The sequence below is a fragment of the Vibrio sp. EA2 genome, assembly GCF_033042495.1.
GTDB lineage: Bacteria > Pseudomonadota > Gammaproteobacteria > Enterobacterales > Vibrionaceae > Vibrio.
On the sequence record NZ_JAWLID010000002.1, the window covers coordinates 332,859 to 351,313 of the forward strand.

Sequence of the window (18,455 nt, forward strand, 5' to 3'; positions counted from 1 at the left end):
AAAAAGCCGCAATATGAAGCGGCTTTTAAGAAATTCTAGTTTGTTATTACGCTACGTCGAATAGACCTAGGTGCTCTTTCGCGTAAGCTTCAAACTCATCACAACCACCAATGTGCTCTTGGTCGATGAAGATTTGAGGAACAGTTGCAACTGGTTTGCCTACTGTTTTCTCAAGGTCTGCTTTAGAGATGCCTTCAGCGTGAATATCAACGTAACGGTAGTTAAAGTCATCACGTTTTGCTTTTAGCGTTTCTGCATGCTCTTTTGCACGAACACAGTAAGGACATGCTGGGCGACCGAAGATAACAACGAACATAATTTTAATTTCTCCTAAATCTATTCTTTTTTGAAAGCAGACAAAAACGCGTTGGTTAAGTGGCTCTCTTTCACTTGGCTAACTATGCCCGATCCAAATACGGAAATAAAGTAGCAATTGCCTCTTGGTTTCATAGGCTAAAACTATTGAACAAAAAATCTTCTTATATTCACTATGTGAACTACCGCATAAAAGCATATGTTTTATAGGGTTATTGATGGCAAGGTGGAATTGGTCAACTTTTTTTACTGTAAATCGTAGCAATCTATTGGCAGTTATTGTTTGTAGGAGGAAGTGTATGTTTCAGTTCATGACTGCAACCAGGATTATTTTCGGTGAAGGTGCTTTACAGTCTTCGTTATCCATCATCAACCAATTCGGCTACAGCGTATTGTTGGTCACAGGCCAGGACAAGCAAAGGGCAATGCCGATTCTTAATTACCTCAAAGCACAGAGTATGCGATATCAGCATGTCGCGATTACTGGTGAGCCAAATATCACCATGGTGGAGGAGACCGCGGTACTGGGCCGAAAATTTAAGCCTGATATGGTTATTGCTATTGGTGGAGGTAGCGTGCTTGATATGGGGAAAGCGCTAGCGGCTATTATTCCTAACCATGGCAATGTTTATGACTATGTTGAAGTCGTTGGCAGAAATGTACCGCTAAAGGCAAAACCTCTGCATTTTATCGCGATTCCAACTACCGCAAGTACGGGGTCTGAAGTGACTCGAAATGCGGTATTAAAATCTGGGCAAGATAAAGTGAAAGTCAGCCTTAGAAGCCCGGATATGCTCGCGGACGTTGCGATTGTCGACCCGACGTTAACTTATGACACGGATCCATACACCTCTGGGCGTGGTGCAATGGACGCGTTTACCCATTTAATGGAAGCCTATGTGTGTGGTGAGCCAAACCCGTTAACAGATATGGTGTGTGAAGAAGGCTTGCGCCGGTTAAGTCGCTCAGTCATCGCAGGGTGTAAACATAACGACCATAAAGCACGATCTGATTTGTCCTTTGCGGCTTTGCTCGGTGGTATGGCTATCACTAATGCAAAACTTGGTGCTGCGCATGGCCTGGCTTCGGCACTCGGTGGAAAGCTTAACGCACCTCATAGCGTGATAACCGCGCGTTTAGCGCCACATGTGATGCAAGAGAATATCAACGTCGCGAAAACAGCGGGCAGAACCGACGTGATTAACCGGTATAGAAAGCTTGCCCAGCTTGTTACAGGTCGTACAAATGCGCATGAACATGATGGCGTGCTTTGGGTGAAAATGGTACTTGATAAGTTAGAATTACCTTCTCTTGGACAATTTGGCGTGTGTCAGACTTCGTTTGAGCAGGTAGCGAGTGATGCACTTAAGTCTGTTGCGATTAAGGGGAATCCATTACCTCTGAATCAGGAGCGTCTTGTCTACATTCTTAAACAAGTATGTGATTGCAGTGACAACGTTGATGTGAAAGGTGTTCCGCAAGCTGGCTCTGTCGAGGTGCTGGAATCAAGAACGGATCTGACAAGCGTAGATGAATAAAGCGTTTATGAATATTAGGGAACAGGGAATAATAAAGGGAGCTGAATTGCTCCCCTTATAACCATAATTAGTACTGACTGAGTTTATCGTAGCGACTGTCTTTTAGTGCGTCTTTCACTCGTTTGAGGTTTTCACGGAAGCCCGTACCTCGACGAAGCGTAAAGCCTGTTGCCAATACATCGATCACCGTCATCTGTACAACGCGGCTAGCCATTGGCATGTATACGTCCGTATCTTCAGGAATATCGAGCGTAATCGCCAAAGAACTTGCCTTTTCTAACGGCGAGTCTTTCGCTGTAATCGCAATCACCGTAGCGCCATTTTCACGAGCAAGGTTCGCAATTTCGACCTGGCTTTTAGTACGGCCAGTATGAGAGATCAAAACAATCACATCATTATCACTGCAATTAATACAGCTCATGCGTTGCATGACGATATCTTCAAAGCAAGTGATTGGAATATTAAAGCGAATAAATTTGTTTTGTGCGTCTCGGGCAACCGCAGAGGATGCACCTAAGCCAAAGAAAGAAATACGCTTCGCTTGAGTCAGCAAATCGACAGCACGATTAATTTGCATCGCATCCAGGCTGTTTTTCGCTACATCCAGGCAAGCCATCGTAGATTCGAAAATCTTATGCGTGTACGCATCAGGACCATCGTCTTCTTCGACGTTACGGTTTACATACGGAGTACCGTTAGCCAAGCTCTGTGCCAAGTGAAGTTTAAAATCTGGAAAGCCTTTTGTATCCAGTCGACGACAGAAGCGGTTTACAGTGGGTTCACTTACGTCGGCCATTTTAGCTAACGTGGCAATACTCGAGTGAATAGCAGTTTGTGGAGACGCCATAATTACTTCTGCAACTTTGCGCTCAGATTTACTGAAATTCTCCAGATTTTTTTGAATTTTTTCTAATGTATTCATAGTGTTCACGAGGGTATAGAGAACAACTCGCTGGCTCTGTTAACGGATAGAAACCCATGGGTTTCTCGGTAGTGAGGGGCGTTAACGAAAGCTACCAGCGCCATAGATTCAGTATAAACCTTATCCTTAATTCGACTAAACCAATTACGGTTACTATTTAGTGAGAATTTGACAAACCTCAAACAAAATTTTCTGAAAACTACAGAAATGAATGGGGAATTTGAGATTTGTAACTCTGGTTAGTCAATAATGATTAGTGAGTTACATTAAAAAGAAAGAAATTTTCAAGTTCATGTAACCCGTTATTATCGTCAAGAAGCCAAAATCTTAGAAACTAATTCTTGGATTTTCGCGTTTAAATTTGGTGCTTGTTGCGCAATAACTCTTTGCTCGTCCAAAACAGCATCAAAGATGTCGGTCGAGGTCAGCGGGTTTGCCAGAACTACCCGGAAGACGATAGTGCTCAGGCGATCCCATTGTTCCGGGTTAAGCGTGGTACGAGAAACAAATGACTTACCGGTTTCGCGTTGACGCTTTTGAATAAACTGAGTGAGCTGGTTGATTAATTCATTCAATTGCTCTTTCTGCGTACCTTGTGCTTGCTCTAGCGCCTCACGGATGTGTGGTGGTAAGTAGCGGTAGGTGAGTAAGCATAGCTCCGGCTCAGAAACCAGTTCAAAATCGTCCTGTTTGTTAATTAAATCCGCGAAGTAGCGTGCTTTCTCTATACTTTGATCGATTAACAGCTCATAGCCTGGTCGACTAATAATGTGCATTGCCGCATACACTAACATCGCCATACCCGAGCGAGAGCCTTCTAGGGTATGGCTACCTAAATCTTTAGAACCTTTACGCAAGATATACTGAGCGTGGTGCTCGATGGATCGCATAGCATCCGGATCTTTAAACAGAACCATGCCCGCACCCATAGGGATATAAAGCTGCTTATGTGCGTCAATCGTCACTGAGTCAGCAAGCTCAACACCATTCAGTAGATGTCGGTGATGATTAGACATTAATGTGGCACCACCCCAAGCTGCATCGACATGGAAATGACAATCGTGCTGCTGACAAACTTCAGCTATCTGAGTTAGCGGATCAACATTACCAGTTTCGGTCGTACCTGCCACGCCAACGACAGCTATTGGCTTAATATTTTGCTTTTCCAGTTCGACGATTTTTTCTTTGAGATCATCGACAACGATTCGGTTATTTGCGTCTGTTTTTACTGCGACCAGGCCTTCCTGACCCAATCCCAATACATCTGCCGATTTCTTAAGTGAGTAGTGGCCACGTTCAGAAACCAAGATAGCTAAACCTTCATAGCCGTAATGTTTCATGGCTTTGAATAGGCCTTCTTTCTCTACGCCGTTAAAGTCACCGTTCGCCTTTAGTGCCTTATTTCGGGCAACCCAAAGGGCAGTGATGTTAGCGATTGTGCCACCAGAACAAAACGCGCCAAGAGAATGGTTGGCACTGTGCATCCATTGGTCATAAAACCGATTCGACTGAGCGTAGATTAAGCGGTGCAGCATGCCTAGCACTTGTCGCTCTAGTGGTGTAAACGCTTTCGACGTTTCGATTTTCACCAAGTTTTGGTTAAGCGCAATCATTATCTTAGACAACGGCATTAAAAAGTAAGGCAGTGCCGATGTCATATGACCGATGAAGCTTGGTGCTGAAGTATGAACCGAGTGCGCCACCAACGTGTCTAGCAAGTGCTCGGTATGGTCTGACACAAACTCGGGTTGCTCAGGAATCTGAGCAGAAGAAAAGTCTTTCTCTATTTCACGTAAAGGCTTTTCTTCTGCCACGATGTGTTCACGAAGAAATTGATTCAGGTTTCGAGAGAGCCCCTCTTCAATTTTTGTTAACGTCGAGTCCGGACCTTCAGGGACAGTGAAGATCTTCAGCAAGCTCTCAAAACTAACGTCAGCGGTTTTTTGTTCCTTAACCATAGCAAAGAATCATTTGTAGTAATTTGGGTAATGCGAGCGGCACAATCTAAACCAAAACGGCTTCAAAGTCCCGTTTTAATTATGCAAGACCATGTTGATGAAATGAAAGTTTGGTCATAGGCAAATATCCTTAAGCAGCCAGGTCTCTTAATAGTCGCATGTTAGTAATAGCCTGTTATAGGTCATTTTTGACCATTTATGAAGGAGACCTAACTCGATGCAACACTTTAAGGCTTGTCTCAGATTTCTAGTGCTCTGAGGCCAAGCCTTGGAACCGATACTGTCGGATTATTCGCAAATAGACAATTATTCACATTGTTGTTTTTCGAGCTTCTCAATTGACTGATTGTACTTATTAAGCGCTGAGTCAATTTTCTGAGGGTGGCTTAGAAGATCTGCGAAAGCAGAACGAAGGTCGTAGTTCTTCTCATGATTGGTTGATTGGCGGTCACTAAATGTTTTTTGTGCTGCTTCACCCAGCTTGTCACTGCGACTAGCCAGTTGTTTGACGTCGTGCTGCTCGAGCTTTAACCATGCTTCGATAGGTTGCTCGGTTGCTACGCGGCTAGGGTCATTCTTAAGAAAATAGTGTACCGCTTCACGGTTGAGCTCAAAGTGGTGCTTACGACCATCTAGGAACCACTGACTTACATCATCAAGTTCAGGGTACTGAGCAACGGTCAGGTCAACGAGATCTTGATACCACTGTAGAGAAGCATCGACATAGCCATCGTACTTATTGGCCAGACATTGTTGGTCAGCGGCAAACGTAAAAGTTGAGCTTGTAGCGAGGAGCGCTGCAACGACAAAGCGTTTCATTCTTCTTCCTTCTAATCGTTATTCTTTAATTAACGTTGAATCTCACCAGTAATGAATGAGCCTTAATTTGTATTGTGCAAAAAGCATCTTGGGCTGTTGATTCAAATTGCGAATTAAGGTGTCGTTTGTATATCGACGACTGCAACGTTAATTAGGTTTTTAAATTTTTGCCGTATTGTAATGGATGTTAAAGACAAAACCTGCGATCTAGCTAGCAAGTGATACAAAGAAAAGCATCATCACTGGTACGAGCAAGCTTAAGATAAAGCCACTAACAATGGCAACGGGTACACAGCGTACGCCCCCCGTTGTCTGGATGACTGGCAAAGTGAAGTCCATTGCTGTTGCGCCAGCATAGCCAATAGCGGTACATGGGTAACGGCGGATAAAGAGTGGGATGGCAACTAAGGCTACCAATTCGCGCGTTAGTTCGAGCAGGAAAGAGGCACCGCCAAATACTGGACCAAACGCGTCTCCCATCAAAATACCTGCCAATGAGTACCAACCAAATCCAGATGCCATGGCCAACGCTTTGTATAGGGGAAGATCCAGGACAAATGAAGCGATTACGCCACCAAGCATACAAGTAACAATGATAACGGCAGCGATGGCCATACCTTGCTTGTTTAACAAAATCTGTCTGAGTGTAAGGCCACTGTTGCGTAATTGAATACCAATAAAGAACAGTAAGAGGAACAGTATCCACTCGCTTGCTGTGTCTACCCAGGACAGATCAATCGGAAGAATTAAACCGGCGACTAAGCCACCGCCGACGACCAGGATCAGTTTTGCTGACTCCAAAGCCATAGAAGAAAGAGGTAACTTACTGTGGCTTTGATCGGTTTTGAGAGGAATTATCTTATCGACAAGAGGCAATGCTAAAAGGTTACACACGCTTAAACAGATGAAGAAAGTGCTCGCATAAAGCAGAATGCTTTGTAAATTGCTGCCCAGGTTATCCAGCGCTGCCAAGCTTAACCCCATCAACGACAGGATGACGTAAATAAGGTAAGACGTAGATTTGTTAATCTTCTCGAGTAAAGTGTCGCGAGAAATAGGAATTAAGTACCCGACAACGAGTGGGGCAAAAATGAAAAGCATCCCTGAGAACATAAAACTCCATTATTCCTTAGTGAGGTAAGCCTAAAATTTGCCACAGATAACCGTTCACCCAACCTTGAGTGACACCATAACTGTGAATGACATTTAATATAAAAAAACAGGTCTACAAGCCGCTGGCTGTCAAAACCGTGCTCATTTCCTGATGGAAGTCCTGGTCACTCATATTACTGAGGTCATATAGGATTTCTGCACCCGTCAGATTGAATTCCACTTCATGTTCGTTAATTCGCTCATCTTGACTCCGAAACATCAATAAGTGATGTGCAATTCTGGCAATGTCTAAATAACTGACATCTGGGCGTGATGTTACGAATTTTTCGTTCGATGAAACTTCTTTGTAATCGTCATCGAATCCCCAGCGTTCTAACACCATTTTACTGGTCGCAGAGCATCGAGTTTGGAAGATTTGTAATGCGATATCTTGGTCTAAGTAATTGCCTCTTTCGATGTACATATTGTATTCATTAATAAGGCAAAACAGACCAATATCTGCTAGCAAGCCGACTAACAACGCTTTCTCTTGTTCAAGGTGGCCATAAGTCACGGGATCGTGCTTGCGGAACTCTTGTACAATTAACACCATCACGGCACCAAGCTCACGGGATACCGCTGCACTTTTCACCATTATCTGGTTACATTCTTTGGTTAGGTTTAGTGAGTGTTTCATTTGCTCAATTGCCTGAGCAGTAACAATGTCACGTACTCGAAGAATGCCTAAACGTGAGACCGCAGTGGTTAGATCGTTGCAGGTAATGTTTCTACGATTGAAAATCACCGAATTTGCGACCCGAACCACAACCGCGGCTAATCCTGGGTCTTCTAATAAACAGTGGGCAACATCAGCGATAGTTGTGCTTTCTTCTTGGCACAACTGCTGAATTTTGAGCACGGCATCAGGTATCGGAGGTAATGAAATTTTACCGATAGTGATCGATTGCTCTACCAATTGGGCGAATTCGGATTCTAGTGCTTTTAAAAGCTTATCTTTATTATTTGGTAGCCAAAAAAATGATAGGTGTTCCATTATGACGTTGTACTTATAATCTTTGGTACAGTGTACCTTTACATTACGCGGATTATCAATGAAATGCGTACTCTGTCTTCATAATTGCCGTATGTATCATGATGAAATAGTACTTGCGGCAGAAAGGTGTCAAAAAAATACCACTAAAAGAGAGATAACTGTGAAATCAATCACGTATGAGGGATTTATACTTTTTTATATGTGACTTAAGTCCTAACTTATTTTTCTGCGTTAAGTATGATTGGGTGAGTTGGTAAGCACAACTCACAAATATATCGCCAACAAATCGACATTTTATAATTCGCTACAAGCTGCTGTTCATCTGGTGACATCGCTAATCGGGGTAATTTATTCAGATTAAAGAGGTCAATGGACATGACAGACCAAGCTTTTTTTAAATACGTACGCAATTTTAGTCAATATCAGAAACGTTCCATGTTTGGTGGCATCGGTTTATTTTGCGATGACGCTATGTTCGCTCTTGTTAGCAATGACTGCTGCTATTTACGCGGTGGTAATGGGCTAGACGAAGCGCTGATACAACTAAATTGTGAAAAATATAAGCACGTCAAAAGACAAACGACGGCAACCGTTAATTATTACGATGTAACAGAACTATTCGAATCCGGTTTCTCTGGATTGGATGAACTGTTGCAAAAGTCAATTGAGAAGTCAGTTAAGGAACGCAAATACCAAAAATCGTCCGCGAGTAGACGGCTGAGAGATCTGCCTAATATGCAACTTACGCTTGAACGCATGGTGAAAAAGGCCGGCGTTGATGATGTTGAAGCATTTTTGGAACTCGGACCTGTAGAAGTGTTCAATAAAGTAAGACAGGCTTACGGCAACGATGTCGATGTTAAACTGCTGTGGAAGTTTGCTGGTGCTACTGATGGAGTACACTGGAAGCTTATTCAAGAGCCACGAAAAAAGCAGTTATTGGAACTGTGTGATTAAGGTGACGGATCCGCGCAGTGATTGACTTTTGTTTGGCGTTAGCGATTCGTAAAAGTAAGCGTCAAAAGTAGAAAAGGGGTGTTGATACTTTTGAGCACTTTATTAGAGTGAGTTATTTCTACCAAATAAAAAACCGAGGCTAATGCCTCGGTTTTTGTTTTTCGCTTGTGCTTATTAGAACTTGAAGCGTGTAGTGAACATCACTTGATCGCCGTAGAAGTCGTTAATACGCGCTTCTGCACCTAGAGAGAACAACTCAGTTGAGTGGAAACGTGCATAGGCCGCGCCCATCCAGTCGTCGTTATCATCAATAGAAACGTAGCCAACTTTACCACCCACTTCTAATTGAGGTCCCAACCATTGACGAACGCCTAGGTTTAGTTCCATACCCACATCAGTGCTGCTTGAGTGAGATGGTTGGACAACACGCATTAGCATTTCGCCAGTTAGGTCTGCCCAGTTATTAAGCGGTGAATGAAAACCAAAACCCGCAGCAGAATCAAAGTCGCTTTCAAACTCAGAATCGATTCGAGCCACGACGTGTGCATTTGGGTGAATTGATTTGCTAACGCCAGCACCAAATGTCACCGGGCTTGCGCCAATACGAGCTTCGAAGTAGTCGTAGCTAAAGTTGCTCATAGTTGCTGGCGTATTGCCGTTTGCAGCTAGGGCGTGGCTTGATGCTAACAATAGGGCTGTGGCTAATAGTGTCTTACGCATAACTAACGATAAACCTTGTTTATTTTTCCATGAATTCAAGCAAGCACTTGAACCGTAATCTAATTTGTCCGACATCATAATCAAAAGAAAGGTCTACGACCAACATAAATGTGTCGATGTTTTGTCAATTAACTCATTGCTGTTTGGTTTAAGCAAAAAATGCGCCATGTCTTTCGTGTGGCGCTCTCTGGTTACTTATATTTACTCGCCAAAACTGGCTCTACGCTCTGCCATTGCATTGAGAATGGCTTCTGAGTCGAGAATGGTCGTCCAAGACAATAAATCTTCATCATTTTCAATCACGAATGCAGTCAGTTGGGACAAAATGACCTGTCTGAGTTCATCTCCTTTCCAAGGTTTGGCAATGTAATAATCCAAGCTATCATGATTGATGGCTTCAACGGTGTCTTCCAGCCCAGCCTGACCGGTTAGTAATACTTTGCGCGCACTTTTGGCGTCGGCATTCTGGCTCAGCTCGATTAAAAAGCTGATCCCGGTTTGCTCCGGCATAATATGATCACATAAGATGAGCGCGAGCTTTACCTCTTCTTCCGCCATGTCTTCGATAACTTGTCTTGCTTCAGTGACGGATTCTGCGCCTTCTAAAGTGAAGTGTTCTTCGAAGGGAGCCAAATCTTGCAACACACTATCCAAGACTTCTCTTTCGTCATCGACACATAAAATCAGATACTTTGTCATATTTCATCTCCTTCTTCGATGACTGGCAGCCAGACTGTCATACGAGTGTACTTGTTGAGTTCTGATTCAACTTCAATCCACCCGTGGTGAGCGGTGACGATTTGTTGGCAGATAGATAGCCCGATCCCCAAGCCAAAATTGCCTTCTTTTTTGGTCGTAAAGTTGAGTTCAAAAATCGACGTCTTTTGTGATTCTGGAATGCCGCATCCATTATCTTCGAATGAAATAACGGCATATCGCTTGTTATCCTTTTCTACCAGCCTTGTCTGGATTTTTAACACGCCTTTATCTGGAAAAGCGTCAATCGCGTTCGAAACCAGGTTAGTCCAAACCTGCTGCAAAGCGATAGGCTGGCAAAGAATATGAGGTAACTTTTCGTAGTCGGTTGCGACTTGGTGAACTTTTAACTTGTTTTCAAAGATAACAAGAGTGTCCTCAATCCCTTCGTGTATATCAGCGTAATGCATGCTTTCATCGTCGGCGCGCGCATAACCCTTTAAGCTCTTTACCATGTCGGCGATGCGAGCTGCGCATACGTTGATGGAACGTAGTGAAGCACCTGCTTTATGATATTGCTCCAGCGTGCCCAGTATTTGACAAGCACTCGCTTGTTTTTTCGCTAACTGGGTCAGTAACTCTCTTTCTGACTCTAAGCCCAAGTTCACGATTTTTTTGGCTAATGTGCGATCGGGCAGGGTAGGGCTGAGTTGTTTCACTCGTGCTCTTAATTCCGCGGTAGAGGCAGGCTTAGCGTTTTGTGCTTGAGACAGCAGTTGTATGCCCTTGCTCTGTACATCGTGAGCCGGAAGTTCGGTGAGTAAATGTTCGAGGGTGTGAGTGAGGTTTTCTACCCCTCTTAAAATCGCTGCAATAGGATTATTGAGCTCATGGGCAACACCCGCAACCAACTGACCAAGCATCGCCATTTTCTCTCGCTCTATTAATTGCTGATGCGCCGATTCTAACGATTCAAGCGTTTTTTGCAGTTGCAGCTTGGTATTAATACTGCGTTGCAAACGTCGATTAAAGTGGCGAAGTAGCAAATTGGTGAATAGCGGCAGTAGATTAGAATCACTCTGCATGACACTGTGGAATACCTTCCGGTCGAGTTTGATCACTTCCGTCTTGGATAATGTCAGGGCAGTAGAAAAGGAGTTTTCACCCGTTACGAATGACATACTGCCGACAATATTACCTTTTGTATAGCGAACGACTTCTCGTTGAACGCCTTGCTCGTCTTTCTTATATAGCGCAACGTCTCCGTTGGTAATAAACCAGAGAAAGTTATTGGGTTCACCTTCAACGGTCAATAGATGCTCTGGTGAGTAGGTTCGGCAAGCGTGGGTATCGTCACTGTGTTTGAAAAACTGCTGTAAGGCAGAAATGACCTGCTCTGCAAGCTCTTCATCTGGCATTTCATGGTAGTCGTCATGCAGAAATCCCGCTTGATATTTCTGCATCTGATTTTCAATGTGGGCTCGAAGCAATTTATGCTGATCCAGTACCTGACTATAGCCAAGCAAGTCCTCATGACAGTAGCGTAAAATAAACTGCGTTAGCTCCTTTTGAACGGTATTAAATAAAACCTTATCTGGGAGGGGCTTGGTTAGACAGTGGTCTAGTCGACCTTCATTGACGGCAGTCAGGATCGCTTGGATATCTGAGGAGCAGCTGATGAGGATTTTTCGCGCGCTCTCGGTATGTGGTGCCCGGTCAAGGCCAATCAGAAAATCCACGCCGTTAAAATGAGCATGGTGGCTGGCAATGACGAGTGCGACCGTCTGATTCTGTTGTTCGAGATATTCAAGTGCACTTTGTGCTTCTTCAATGGATTCAACAGAAAAAATATCAAATTTGCTCGCGAAAGCAGACAGCTCCAATCGAAACTGTTCAGCACTGATTGGGTTGTTGTCGAGACACAATACAGCGTAGCGATTCACAGGTATTTGAGCTCCGATTAAAACTTCTCCGAGAAAACCTTATCAATAAAACTATTGAATGAGTGCGAGCTGAGTATGATTCCTGATTAATGGTCTAGAATAAGCATCAATAGTCTGATTTATCTCAATGTTTTATCCACCAAGGGTTTGGGTTAGACTGAATACAAATACCTAGAAAGTGACGTTATGCAAAATCTGAAAAAACTTGGCGCCATTGGCGGTGCAATTTCACTCGCGCTCTGTTGGCCACTTGCAGTTGGTCAAATTGGTCAGTCCATCATTGAAGATGGTATCGCTAATATGAACGATGAAATGATCAAAGGAGAAGTGATTGAGTACCAACGCGGGTACCTGTCTTCGGTTGTGTTAACCCGATATACGGTGGTTGACCCTGAGTTAAAGACACAACTAATTCGTGACAACGTGCCAACAACCTTTGACGTAACCAGCGATGTGAGTCATGGGCTGACAAGTCTTACTGCGGATTCAAAATTAGTAGAGAGCGACTTTGTGCCGCTTACTTTACGTAGTCAGACTCAGCTCAATGGTAATACCGCATTTACACTCAACTTAGATAGTTGGCATTATCGAAATGAAGCCGAAGATCTTTCGATCTCGACGAGTCCGGCGAAAGTATCCGGTAACGTGACGGTTTTGGGCGATCTCAATTACCAGGTTTCTGTCCCTTATGTTCAGGTTGATTTCGTCAATGGTGATGAACTGCATTTGAACGGTTTAACCGGGCAGGGCAAAGGTAAGCAAGTTAAAGGCTACTGGTTAGGCGAGCAGGCCTTTTCTTTAGAGAAGCTGGATGTGGTTGACGCTGCCATGACCCCAGTATTTTTAATTGAAAATGCGAACTACAGTGGAAACACTGCGACGGATGAGGCGGGGGAGAAGCTGAATAGCCAGTTTAATCTTGCAGCGCAAACCATGCGTTTGACAGATGGTACGGATGTTGACAACTTTAAGCTCGATTTTTCCATTGCAGATGTAGATAGCCAATCGTTCGATAAGATTATGGCGATTTATCAGAACTCAGCCGTGTTGAGTGAGCAAGAAATTAACAGCCTGTTACCTCACATCGATACTTTGTTTAACAAAGGGTTTAACCTTTCTGTTAACGAGCTGTCGCTCGCGTTTGGTGAAGGTAAATTCCACAACGAATGGGAGTTGTCTGTCCCACAAGGCACCGAGAAAATCACTCAGAATCCGATGAAGTTGGTGAATGTCACTAACGGAGCTTTGAGTACTTACTTCTCCGATGAATTAGTAGAGCATTACCCGTTTATCGAAGAAGGGATAGATGAGCTGTTAATAATGGAGTTGATAGACAAAGTCGACGGTGGTTACCAGCTTAAGGCTCAAATTGGTGACGGGAAATTAAAATTCGAAAATGGCCACGAATTTCCGTTGATCGCACTATTGATGCCAGCTTTGATGCAAAAGTAGGCAGCTAGGTTAGTTAATTACGCTCATATGGCGTTTTCAATTTAAAAAGAGGTCGTAGGACCTCTTTTCTTGTTTTTATCACCGCAAAAACGTGATATACCCAACATATATCAAGATGAAGGCATCGGAACTTTTTTAGAGGGTTTGCGCTCGATAAATAGTGTCTGCGCTGATTACTAAAAAAGCTTTTCTGAGCCACACATCTCGAGATTATTTAAGTACATTAATTTCGACATATTTACTTAGCAGGAGCGATGAGCATCATGGAACAAAATACGGACAACGTATTTAACTTCAGCGCAGGACCAGCTGGTCTGCCAAAAGCAGTTATGCAACAAGCACAAAAAGAACTATTAGACTGGCAAGGTCTGGGTACTTCAGTGATGGAAATCAGTCACCGTAGTAAAGAGTTCATTAAAGTTGCAGAAGAAGCTGAGCAAGACCTGCGTGACCTTTTAAACATTCCAGAGAATTACAAAGTCCTATTTTGCCAAGGTGGCGCTCGCGCTCAGTTTGCTGCAGTTCCTCTTAACCTTCTAGGTGAAGCAAAAACAGCAACTTACATTGATGGCGGTTACTGGGCAGAAAGTGCCGTTGCAGAAGCGAAAAAATACTGTGAACCGGACGTTTTTGATGCAAAAACGGAAATTGATGGAAAACTGGCAGTTAAACCGGCAACTGAGTGGGAAATTGCCCCAGACGCGGCTTATGTCCATTTTTGTCCAAACGAAACGATCGATGGTGTTGAAATCAACGATCTACCTGTGACTGACAAACCAATTGTCGCGGACATGTCTTCTACGATTCTTTCACGTGAAATCGATGTTTCTCAATACGGCGTTATCTACGCCGGTGCTCAGAAAAACATTGGTCCATCTGGTATCTCTATCGTGATCGTTCGCGATGATCTACTGGGTATGGCGAAACAAGTATTGCCAAGCATTTTGGATTACACCGTACTGGCAGAAAAAGAGTCGATGTTCAACACGCCTCCAACGTTTGCTTGGTACCTATCTGGCTTAGTCTTCAAATGGCTAAAAGCAGAAGGCGGCGTTAAGGCTATCGAGAAAGTGAACCGTGCAAAAGCGGCACTACTTTACGATTACATTGATCAGTCAGATTTCTACCGTAACGGCATTCACTCTGCTAACCGCTCTCTAATGAACGTACCGTTTCAGCTAGCGAAGCCAGAACTAGACAGTACTTTCTTAGAGCTAGCCGATGCAAAAGGTCTGAAGTCTCTGAAAGGTCACCGTGCTGTAGGTGGTATGCGAGCGTCTATCTACAATGCGATGACACTAGAAGGTGTTCAGGCGCTTGTAGACTTTATGAAAGAGTTCGAAGCAAAATACGCGTAGTCTGTAAAAGACTAAACAACAAAAGCGTCGCAATTGCGGCGCTTTTTGTTTACTTGCCAATAAAATACTTGCCAATAAAAAAGGGCCCATCAAATGATGCGCCCTTTGTATCTCTTTTATCTCTATAGAGACTGCAACAACTGATAGTAACGACCTTTTTGAGCGAGCAACGCTTGGTGGTCGCCTTGCTCAATGATCTCACCTTGCTCCATCAGACAGATGTTATCCATGTTACCTAACTCGATCAGTCGGTGAGTGATGAACACGACGGTCTTGTTGGCAAAATGCTGATTGAACAACGCCATCACTTTCTGCTCTGTGCGTTTATCGAGGCCCTCGGTAGGCTCATCTAACAGCAGGATAGGGGCATCACGCAACAGTGCTCGTGCAATACCAATACGGCGTTTTTCGCCACCAGAAAGCTGACGGCCACCATCGCCCAACCAAGCACTTAATCCAGGCTCTTCAAGCAAAGTGCCAAGTTCCACTTTGTTGAGGATCTCAGCAAGTTGCTCATCGGTTGCATCCGGTGCTGCCATAAGTAGGTTATCGCGCAGTGTCCCGTTTAGAACATCCACTCGCTGGCTTACCACAGTAATGGCTGCGCGCAGATCAGATTCGCTCCAGTCTTGTAGTGCTGCATCACCAATGCGAACTTGACCTTGATTGACGTCCCAGTAGCGGCACAGCAGTTGGATGAGGGTAGACTTACCTGAACCTGTTTGGCCTACCACCGCAGTTTTTGAACCCAGAGGTAGTGATAGCGATAAATCCTGTAGTACTTTTTGTTGGCCATCGGGATAGGCAAAGCTAATGTTGTCAAACTCGATATCTAACGGCTTATCTTCACGTTTTGATTGCTCAGGAAAAACCACATCCGGCTTGGCTAGAATCACTTCATTCAAGCGACGAGCCGACGTTAGCGTTTGGCCTAAATATTGGAACGCACCTGCGATAGGCATGAGTATTTCGAAGCTTGCCATGGTTGCGAAAGCAAACAGGGCAATCCATGGGTCCGGGGTACGACCACCAACACCATCTGCAGCAAACCATAGCATCATTACCAGCGTTAGGCCGTTCGCCAACATAAGTAATCCCGATGCCATGCCAGTGAGGTTCGCGTTAACAAACTGATTAGAAAGAAGCTGCTGTTGCTTGTCTAATATTAAGTTGCGGTAACGCTCTTCCGCACCGAAAATACTAAGCTCACTGTAGCCTTGTAGCCAGTCGAGTGTTGCTACGCGTAGCTCGGCTTTGCGGTGAGTCAGATGCGCACCATTCTTTTTGCCGAGTTTATAAAACAGTACCGGCCATACCAGCAGCATAACGGTGAGAACCGACCCCAGTAACAGTGCCAGGTGCCAGTCAAAGAAAGCTAATACTGCCGTTAAGCTGAGAATACCAAATATACCAATGATTACCGGGCTGATCAGGCGTAGATAGACGTGATCCATCGCATCCACGTCAGCAACCAAGCGGTTGAGCACATCGGCATCGCGCATGGCAGAAACTCGACCCGGCATCAGCGGAGTCAGCTTCTCGAAGAAGAAGATGCGCAGATCGGTCAGCAGTTTAAAGGTCGCATTGTGGCTAACCACTCGCTCACCCCAACGGCCAGCAGTCCGTGCCATGGCTGCACCACGAACACCCGCACCGGGTAACATGTAGTTGAAGGTTTCACGAGCGATGGTTAGACCTGCGACTGATGCTGCGGAAATAAACCATCCGGACAGCGTTAACAGTCCGATAGAGGCAGCCAGTGTCAGGAAAGCCAGCAACATGCCCAATGACAAACCAAACCAGTGCTTTTTATACAGTTTTAGATAAGGGAGTAAATCACGCATCCAAGTTCCCCTTGTCTGATTCTTGTTGTGCTAAATTAGCCGCTAACATTTCTTTGAATAACCCGTCCTCTGATGAGAGAGCCGAGTAGTCACCACGTTGTACAATCTGACCCTCTTGCATCACTAGAATTTGTGCGACGTTCTTCAAAGGGGCGAGCTGGTGGGTGATCATCAAATTCGTGGTCGACTGGGTGTATTTACCAATACCTTCCATCACCAGTCTTTCACTACGTGCATCTAAGCTCGCGGTTGGTTCATCCAGCAGCCAAAATTGTCCGTTTTGTAGCATGGCACGAGAGAGCGCCAGGCGTTGTGCCTGACCGACCGACAGACCACCAGAACGATCTGAAATTGGGTAATCCAGGCCGTGCATTTCAACAAACTCTGCAGCGTGTGAGTCCTTCAGCACCGCATTGACGGCGTCGTCTTGGACATTGTGTTTACCCAGGGTGACGTTGTCACGAATACTGCCATGAAGCAACATTGGGTTTTGACCAATCCAGCTAATGGTTTTACGCCATGTAGCAAGATCGAGTTGTGACAACTCACAACCATTGATTTTTAGGCTGCCTTGGTAGGGCATAAAGCCAAGAATGGTATTCACAAGGCTGGTTTTACCTGCACCACTTGGGCCAACCAGTGCTGTGCTTTGATTCGCTTCTAGTGAGAAAGATAGAGGCCCTGCCAGCTGTTTACCTTCTGGGCTAAAAATGACGAGGTCATTGGCTTCAATCTCGATGGGTGTGTCTTGGTCTAGAGTCTGACTACCGTCTTTTGCGTGGTCGACCTCAAGCTGCAAAAACTCGACAATACTTTCTGCCGCGCCAACCGCTTGTTGTTTCGCGTGGTAGTAAGTGCCTAAATCACGCAGCGGCTGATAGAACTCAGGAGCTAAGATAAGAATAAACAGACCTGCGAACAGAGTAACGCCCGCACCATAGTAGCCAAAGTTTAGCTCACCAATGTAGCTGAAACCGAAGTAAACGGCAGTAATAGCGATAGAAATCGAAGTGAAAAACTCTAATACGGCGGAAGACAGGAATGCGATTTTTAACACATCCATCGTTCGGGTACGGAAAACCTCTGATGCACCTTTCAGCGTTTCTGTCTCAGATTTTGTTCTGTCAAACAGACGAATGGTCGTCATGGCTTGTAAGCGGTCGTAAAAGTGACCAGACAAGCGTTGCATCGCTTTGAAGTTTTTACGGTTTGCTTCTGCCGCCTTTTTGCCGACTAGCGCCATAAAAATTGGAACCAGCGGGGCGGTGACTAAGAAGATTAAACCGGCTGCCCAGTTTACTGGGAAAACGACAATCAGAATGATGAAAGGAATCAGTACCGACAACGACATTTGAGGAAGGTAGCGCGAGAAGAAATCTTGCATGTCTTCGACTTGCTCTAAGATCAGCGTTGCCCAGCTACCTGCAGGTTTTCCTTTGATATAAGCGGGCCCCAACTTATGGACTTTATCTAAGATAAGTTGGCGAATATACACTCTGATTTGCTCACCGCAACGATAACCGGCGATTTCGCGGCCCCAGGTACAGGCTGCACGACCAATAACGGTTCCACCCAGTCCGACAAAGTGCCAAATGAGCTCACTTTTGTCGACTTGTTCGATGATCAATTGATGAAGAATAGAGGCGAGCAGGGCTGCTTGAGCCAATAAAAACACGCTTGAAAGTACGCCCAGGCCGATCGCAATCATAAGCCAGCGCTTGGCTAACTTACTTTGTTGCTTAAGCCACTTGTTCAAGCTGCTATGCTTTTTCTTATCCATTGTAAAG

General features: G+C 44.6%; 15 protein-coding genes. 4 read left to right on the forward strand and 11 right to left on the reverse strand.

Annotated features, from left to right (window positions below):
- Window positions 1-46: 46 nt before the first annotated feature.
- On the reverse strand, window positions 47-316 hold the full coding sequence (locus RXX31_RS05825; protein WP_014231567.1) for a GrxA family glutaredoxin: 270 nt from the start codon (window positions 314-316) through the stop codon (window positions 47-49).
- Window positions 317-614: 298 nt separating this feature from the next.
- Between RXX31_RS05825 and RXX31_RS05830 the strand changes: the two genes are divergently transcribed.
- Window positions 615-1,853 carry an iron-containing alcohol dehydrogenase gene (locus RXX31_RS05830; RefSeq protein ID WP_317588153.1) on the forward strand — a complete coding sequence of 413 codons (1,239 nt, stop codon included), beginning with the start codon at window positions 615-617 and terminating at the stop codon, window positions 1,851-1,853.
- A 67-nt stretch (window positions 1,854-1,920) separates the two neighbouring features.
- Here the strand turns inward: RXX31_RS05830 and RXX31_RS05835 are convergent, their stop codons facing one another.
- The 5 genes from RXX31_RS05835 to RXX31_RS05855 all read right to left on the reverse strand — a co-directional run bounded on the left by RXX31_RS05835 (window position 1,921) and on the right by RXX31_RS05855 (window position 7,698).
- Window positions 1,921-2,775 carry a MurR/RpiR family transcriptional regulator gene (locus RXX31_RS05835; RefSeq protein ID WP_264901916.1) on the reverse strand — a complete coding sequence of 285 codons (855 nt, stop codon included), beginning with the start codon at window positions 2,773-2,775 and terminating at the stop codon, window positions 1,921-1,923.
- A gap of 311 nt (window positions 2,776-3,086) precedes the next feature.
- Window positions 3,087-4,733 (reverse strand): pyridoxal-dependent aspartate 1-decarboxylase PanP, encoded by a 1,647-nt coding sequence (panP, locus tag RXX31_RS05840; RefSeq protein ID WP_317588154.1) that lies wholly within the window; start codon window positions 4,731-4,733, stop codon window positions 3,087-3,089.
- Between the two features lie 306 nt (window positions 4,734-5,039).
- Window positions 5,040-5,552, reverse strand: coding sequence for a hypothetical protein (locus tag RXX31_RS05845; RefSeq protein WP_317588155.1), 513 nt, complete (start codon window positions 5,550-5,552; stop codon window positions 5,040-5,042).
- A 207-nt stretch (window positions 5,553-5,759) separates the two neighbouring features.
- Window positions 5,760-6,665 carry a lysine exporter LysO family protein gene (locus RXX31_RS05850; protein ID WP_317588156.1) on the reverse strand — a complete coding sequence of 302 codons (906 nt, stop codon included), beginning with the start codon at window positions 6,663-6,665 and terminating at the stop codon, window positions 5,760-5,762.
- Between the two features lie 112 nt (window positions 6,666-6,777).
- Entirely contained in the window at window positions 6,778-7,698 is a 921-nt protein-coding gene (locus RXX31_RS05855) for an HDOD domain-containing protein (protein ID WP_317588157.1), read from the reverse strand.
- A gap of 369 nt (window positions 7,699-8,067) precedes the next feature.
- Here RXX31_RS05855 and RXX31_RS05860 point away from each other — a divergent pair, with 369 nt between their 5' ends.
- On the forward strand, window positions 8,068-8,655 hold the full coding sequence (locus RXX31_RS05860; protein WP_317588158.1) for a TfoX/Sxy family DNA transformation protein: 588 nt from the start codon (window positions 8,068-8,070) through the stop codon (window positions 8,653-8,655).
- A gap of 174 nt (window positions 8,656-8,829) precedes the next feature.
- Here the strand turns inward: RXX31_RS05860 and RXX31_RS05865 are convergent, their stop codons facing one another.
- The 3 genes from RXX31_RS05865 to RXX31_RS05875 all read right to left on the reverse strand — a co-directional run bounded on the left by RXX31_RS05865 (window position 8,830) and on the right by RXX31_RS05875 (window position 12,014).
- Window positions 8,830-9,375 (reverse strand): hypothetical protein, encoded by a 546-nt coding sequence (locus RXX31_RS05865; protein ID WP_237315522.1) that lies wholly within the window; start codon window positions 9,373-9,375, stop codon window positions 8,830-8,832.
- 201 nt (window positions 9,376-9,576) lie between these two features.
- The gene (locus RXX31_RS05870) at window positions 9,577-10,074 is read right to left on the reverse strand and encodes a response regulator (protein WP_317588159.1); all 498 of its coding nucleotides are present in this window, start codon (window positions 10,072-10,074) and stop codon (window positions 9,577-9,579) included.
- Window positions 10,071-12,014 carry an ATP-binding protein gene (locus RXX31_RS05875; RefSeq protein WP_317588160.1) on the reverse strand — a complete coding sequence of 648 codons (1,944 nt, stop codon included), beginning with the start codon at window positions 12,012-12,014 and terminating at the stop codon, window positions 10,071-10,073. Before RXX31_RS05875 ends, RXX31_RS05870 begins: the two co-directional genes overlap by 4 nt.
- A gap of 186 nt (window positions 12,015-12,200) precedes the next feature.
- On the opposite strand from RXX31_RS05875, the gene RXX31_RS05880 reads away from it, so the two are divergent.
- A complete protein-coding gene (locus tag RXX31_RS05880) occupies window positions 12,201-13,466 on the forward strand; it encodes a DUF945 family protein (protein WP_317588161.1) in 1,266 nt (421 codons plus the stop codon).
- Window positions 13,467-13,720: 254 nt separating this feature from the next.
- Window positions 13,721-14,824 carry a 3-phosphoserine/phosphohydroxythreonine transaminase gene (gene serC, locus RXX31_RS05885; protein WP_317588162.1) on the forward strand — a complete coding sequence of 368 codons (1,104 nt, stop codon included), beginning with the start codon at window positions 13,721-13,723 and terminating at the stop codon, window positions 14,822-14,824.
- A 122-nt stretch (window positions 14,825-14,946) separates the two neighbouring features.
- Here serC and cydC read toward each other — a convergent pair whose 3' ends face one another.
- The gene (gene cydC, locus RXX31_RS05890; protein ID WP_317588163.1) at window positions 14,947-16,668 is read right to left on the reverse strand and encodes a heme ABC transporter ATP-binding protein/permease CydC; all 1,722 of its coding nucleotides are present in this window, start codon (window positions 16,666-16,668) and stop codon (window positions 14,947-14,949) included.
- Window positions 16,661-18,448, reverse strand: a complete 1,788-nt coding sequence (gene cydD / locus RXX31_RS05895) for a heme ABC transporter permease/ATP-binding protein CydD (RefSeq protein WP_317588164.1) — start codon at window positions 18,446-18,448, stop codon at window positions 16,661-16,663. Before cydD ends, cydC begins: the two co-directional genes overlap by 8 nt.
- Window positions 18,449-18,455: the final 7 nt, after the last annotated feature.

What these genes read in the sequence shown, in the direction of transcription:
- RXX31_RS05825 (WP_014231567.1), bottom strand. Translation starts at nt 316, where the DNA reads ATGTTCGTTGTTATCTTCGGTCGCCCAGCATGTCCTTACTGTGTTCGT.
- RXX31_RS05830 (WP_317588153.1), top strand. Translation starts at nt 615, where the DNA reads ATGTTTCAGTTCATGACTGCAACCAGGATTATTTTCGGTGAAGGTGCT.
- RXX31_RS05835 (WP_264901916.1), bottom strand. Translation starts at nt 2,775, where the DNA reads ATGAATACATTAGAAAAAATTCAAAAAAATCTGGAGAATTTCAGTAAA.
- panP (WP_317588154.1), bottom strand. Translation starts at nt 4,733, where the DNA reads ATGGTTAAGGAACAAAAAACCGCTGACGTTAGTTTTGAGAGCTTGCTG.
- RXX31_RS05845 (WP_317588155.1), bottom strand. Translation starts at nt 5,552, where the DNA reads ATGAAACGCTTTGTCGTTGCAGCGCTCCTCGCTACAAGCTCAACTTTT.
- RXX31_RS05850 (WP_317588156.1), bottom strand. Translation starts at nt 6,665, where the DNA reads ATGTTCTCAGGGATGCTTTTCATTTTTGCCCCACTCGTTGTCGGGTAC.
- RXX31_RS05855 (WP_317588157.1), bottom strand. Translation starts at nt 7,698, where the DNA reads ATGGAACACCTATCATTTTTTTGGCTACCAAATAATAAAGATAAGCTT.
- RXX31_RS05860 (WP_317588158.1), top strand. Translation starts at nt 8,068, where the DNA reads ATGGACATGACAGACCAAGCTTTTTTTAAATACGTACGCAATTTTAGT.
- RXX31_RS05865 (WP_237315522.1), bottom strand. Translation starts at nt 9,375, where the DNA reads ATGCGTAAGACACTATTAGCCACAGCCCTATTGTTAGCATCAAGCCAC.
- RXX31_RS05870 (WP_317588159.1), bottom strand. Translation starts at nt 10,074, where the DNA reads ATGACAAAGTATCTGATTTTATGTGTCGATGACGAAAGAGAAGTCTTG.
- RXX31_RS05880 (WP_317588161.1), top strand. Translation starts at nt 12,201, where the DNA reads ATGCAAAATCTGAAAAAACTTGGCGCCATTGGCGGTGCAATTTCACTC.
- serC (WP_317588162.1), top strand. Translation starts at nt 13,721, where the DNA reads ATGAGCATCATGGAACAAAATACGGACAACGTATTTAACTTCAGCGCA.
- cydC (WP_317588163.1), bottom strand. Translation starts at nt 16,668, where the DNA reads ATGCGTGATTTACTCCCTTATCTAAAACTGTATAAAAAGCACTGGTTT.
- cydD (WP_317588164.1), bottom strand. Translation starts at nt 18,448, where the DNA reads ATGGATAAGAAAAAGCATAGCAGCTTGAACAAGTGGCTTAAGCAACAA.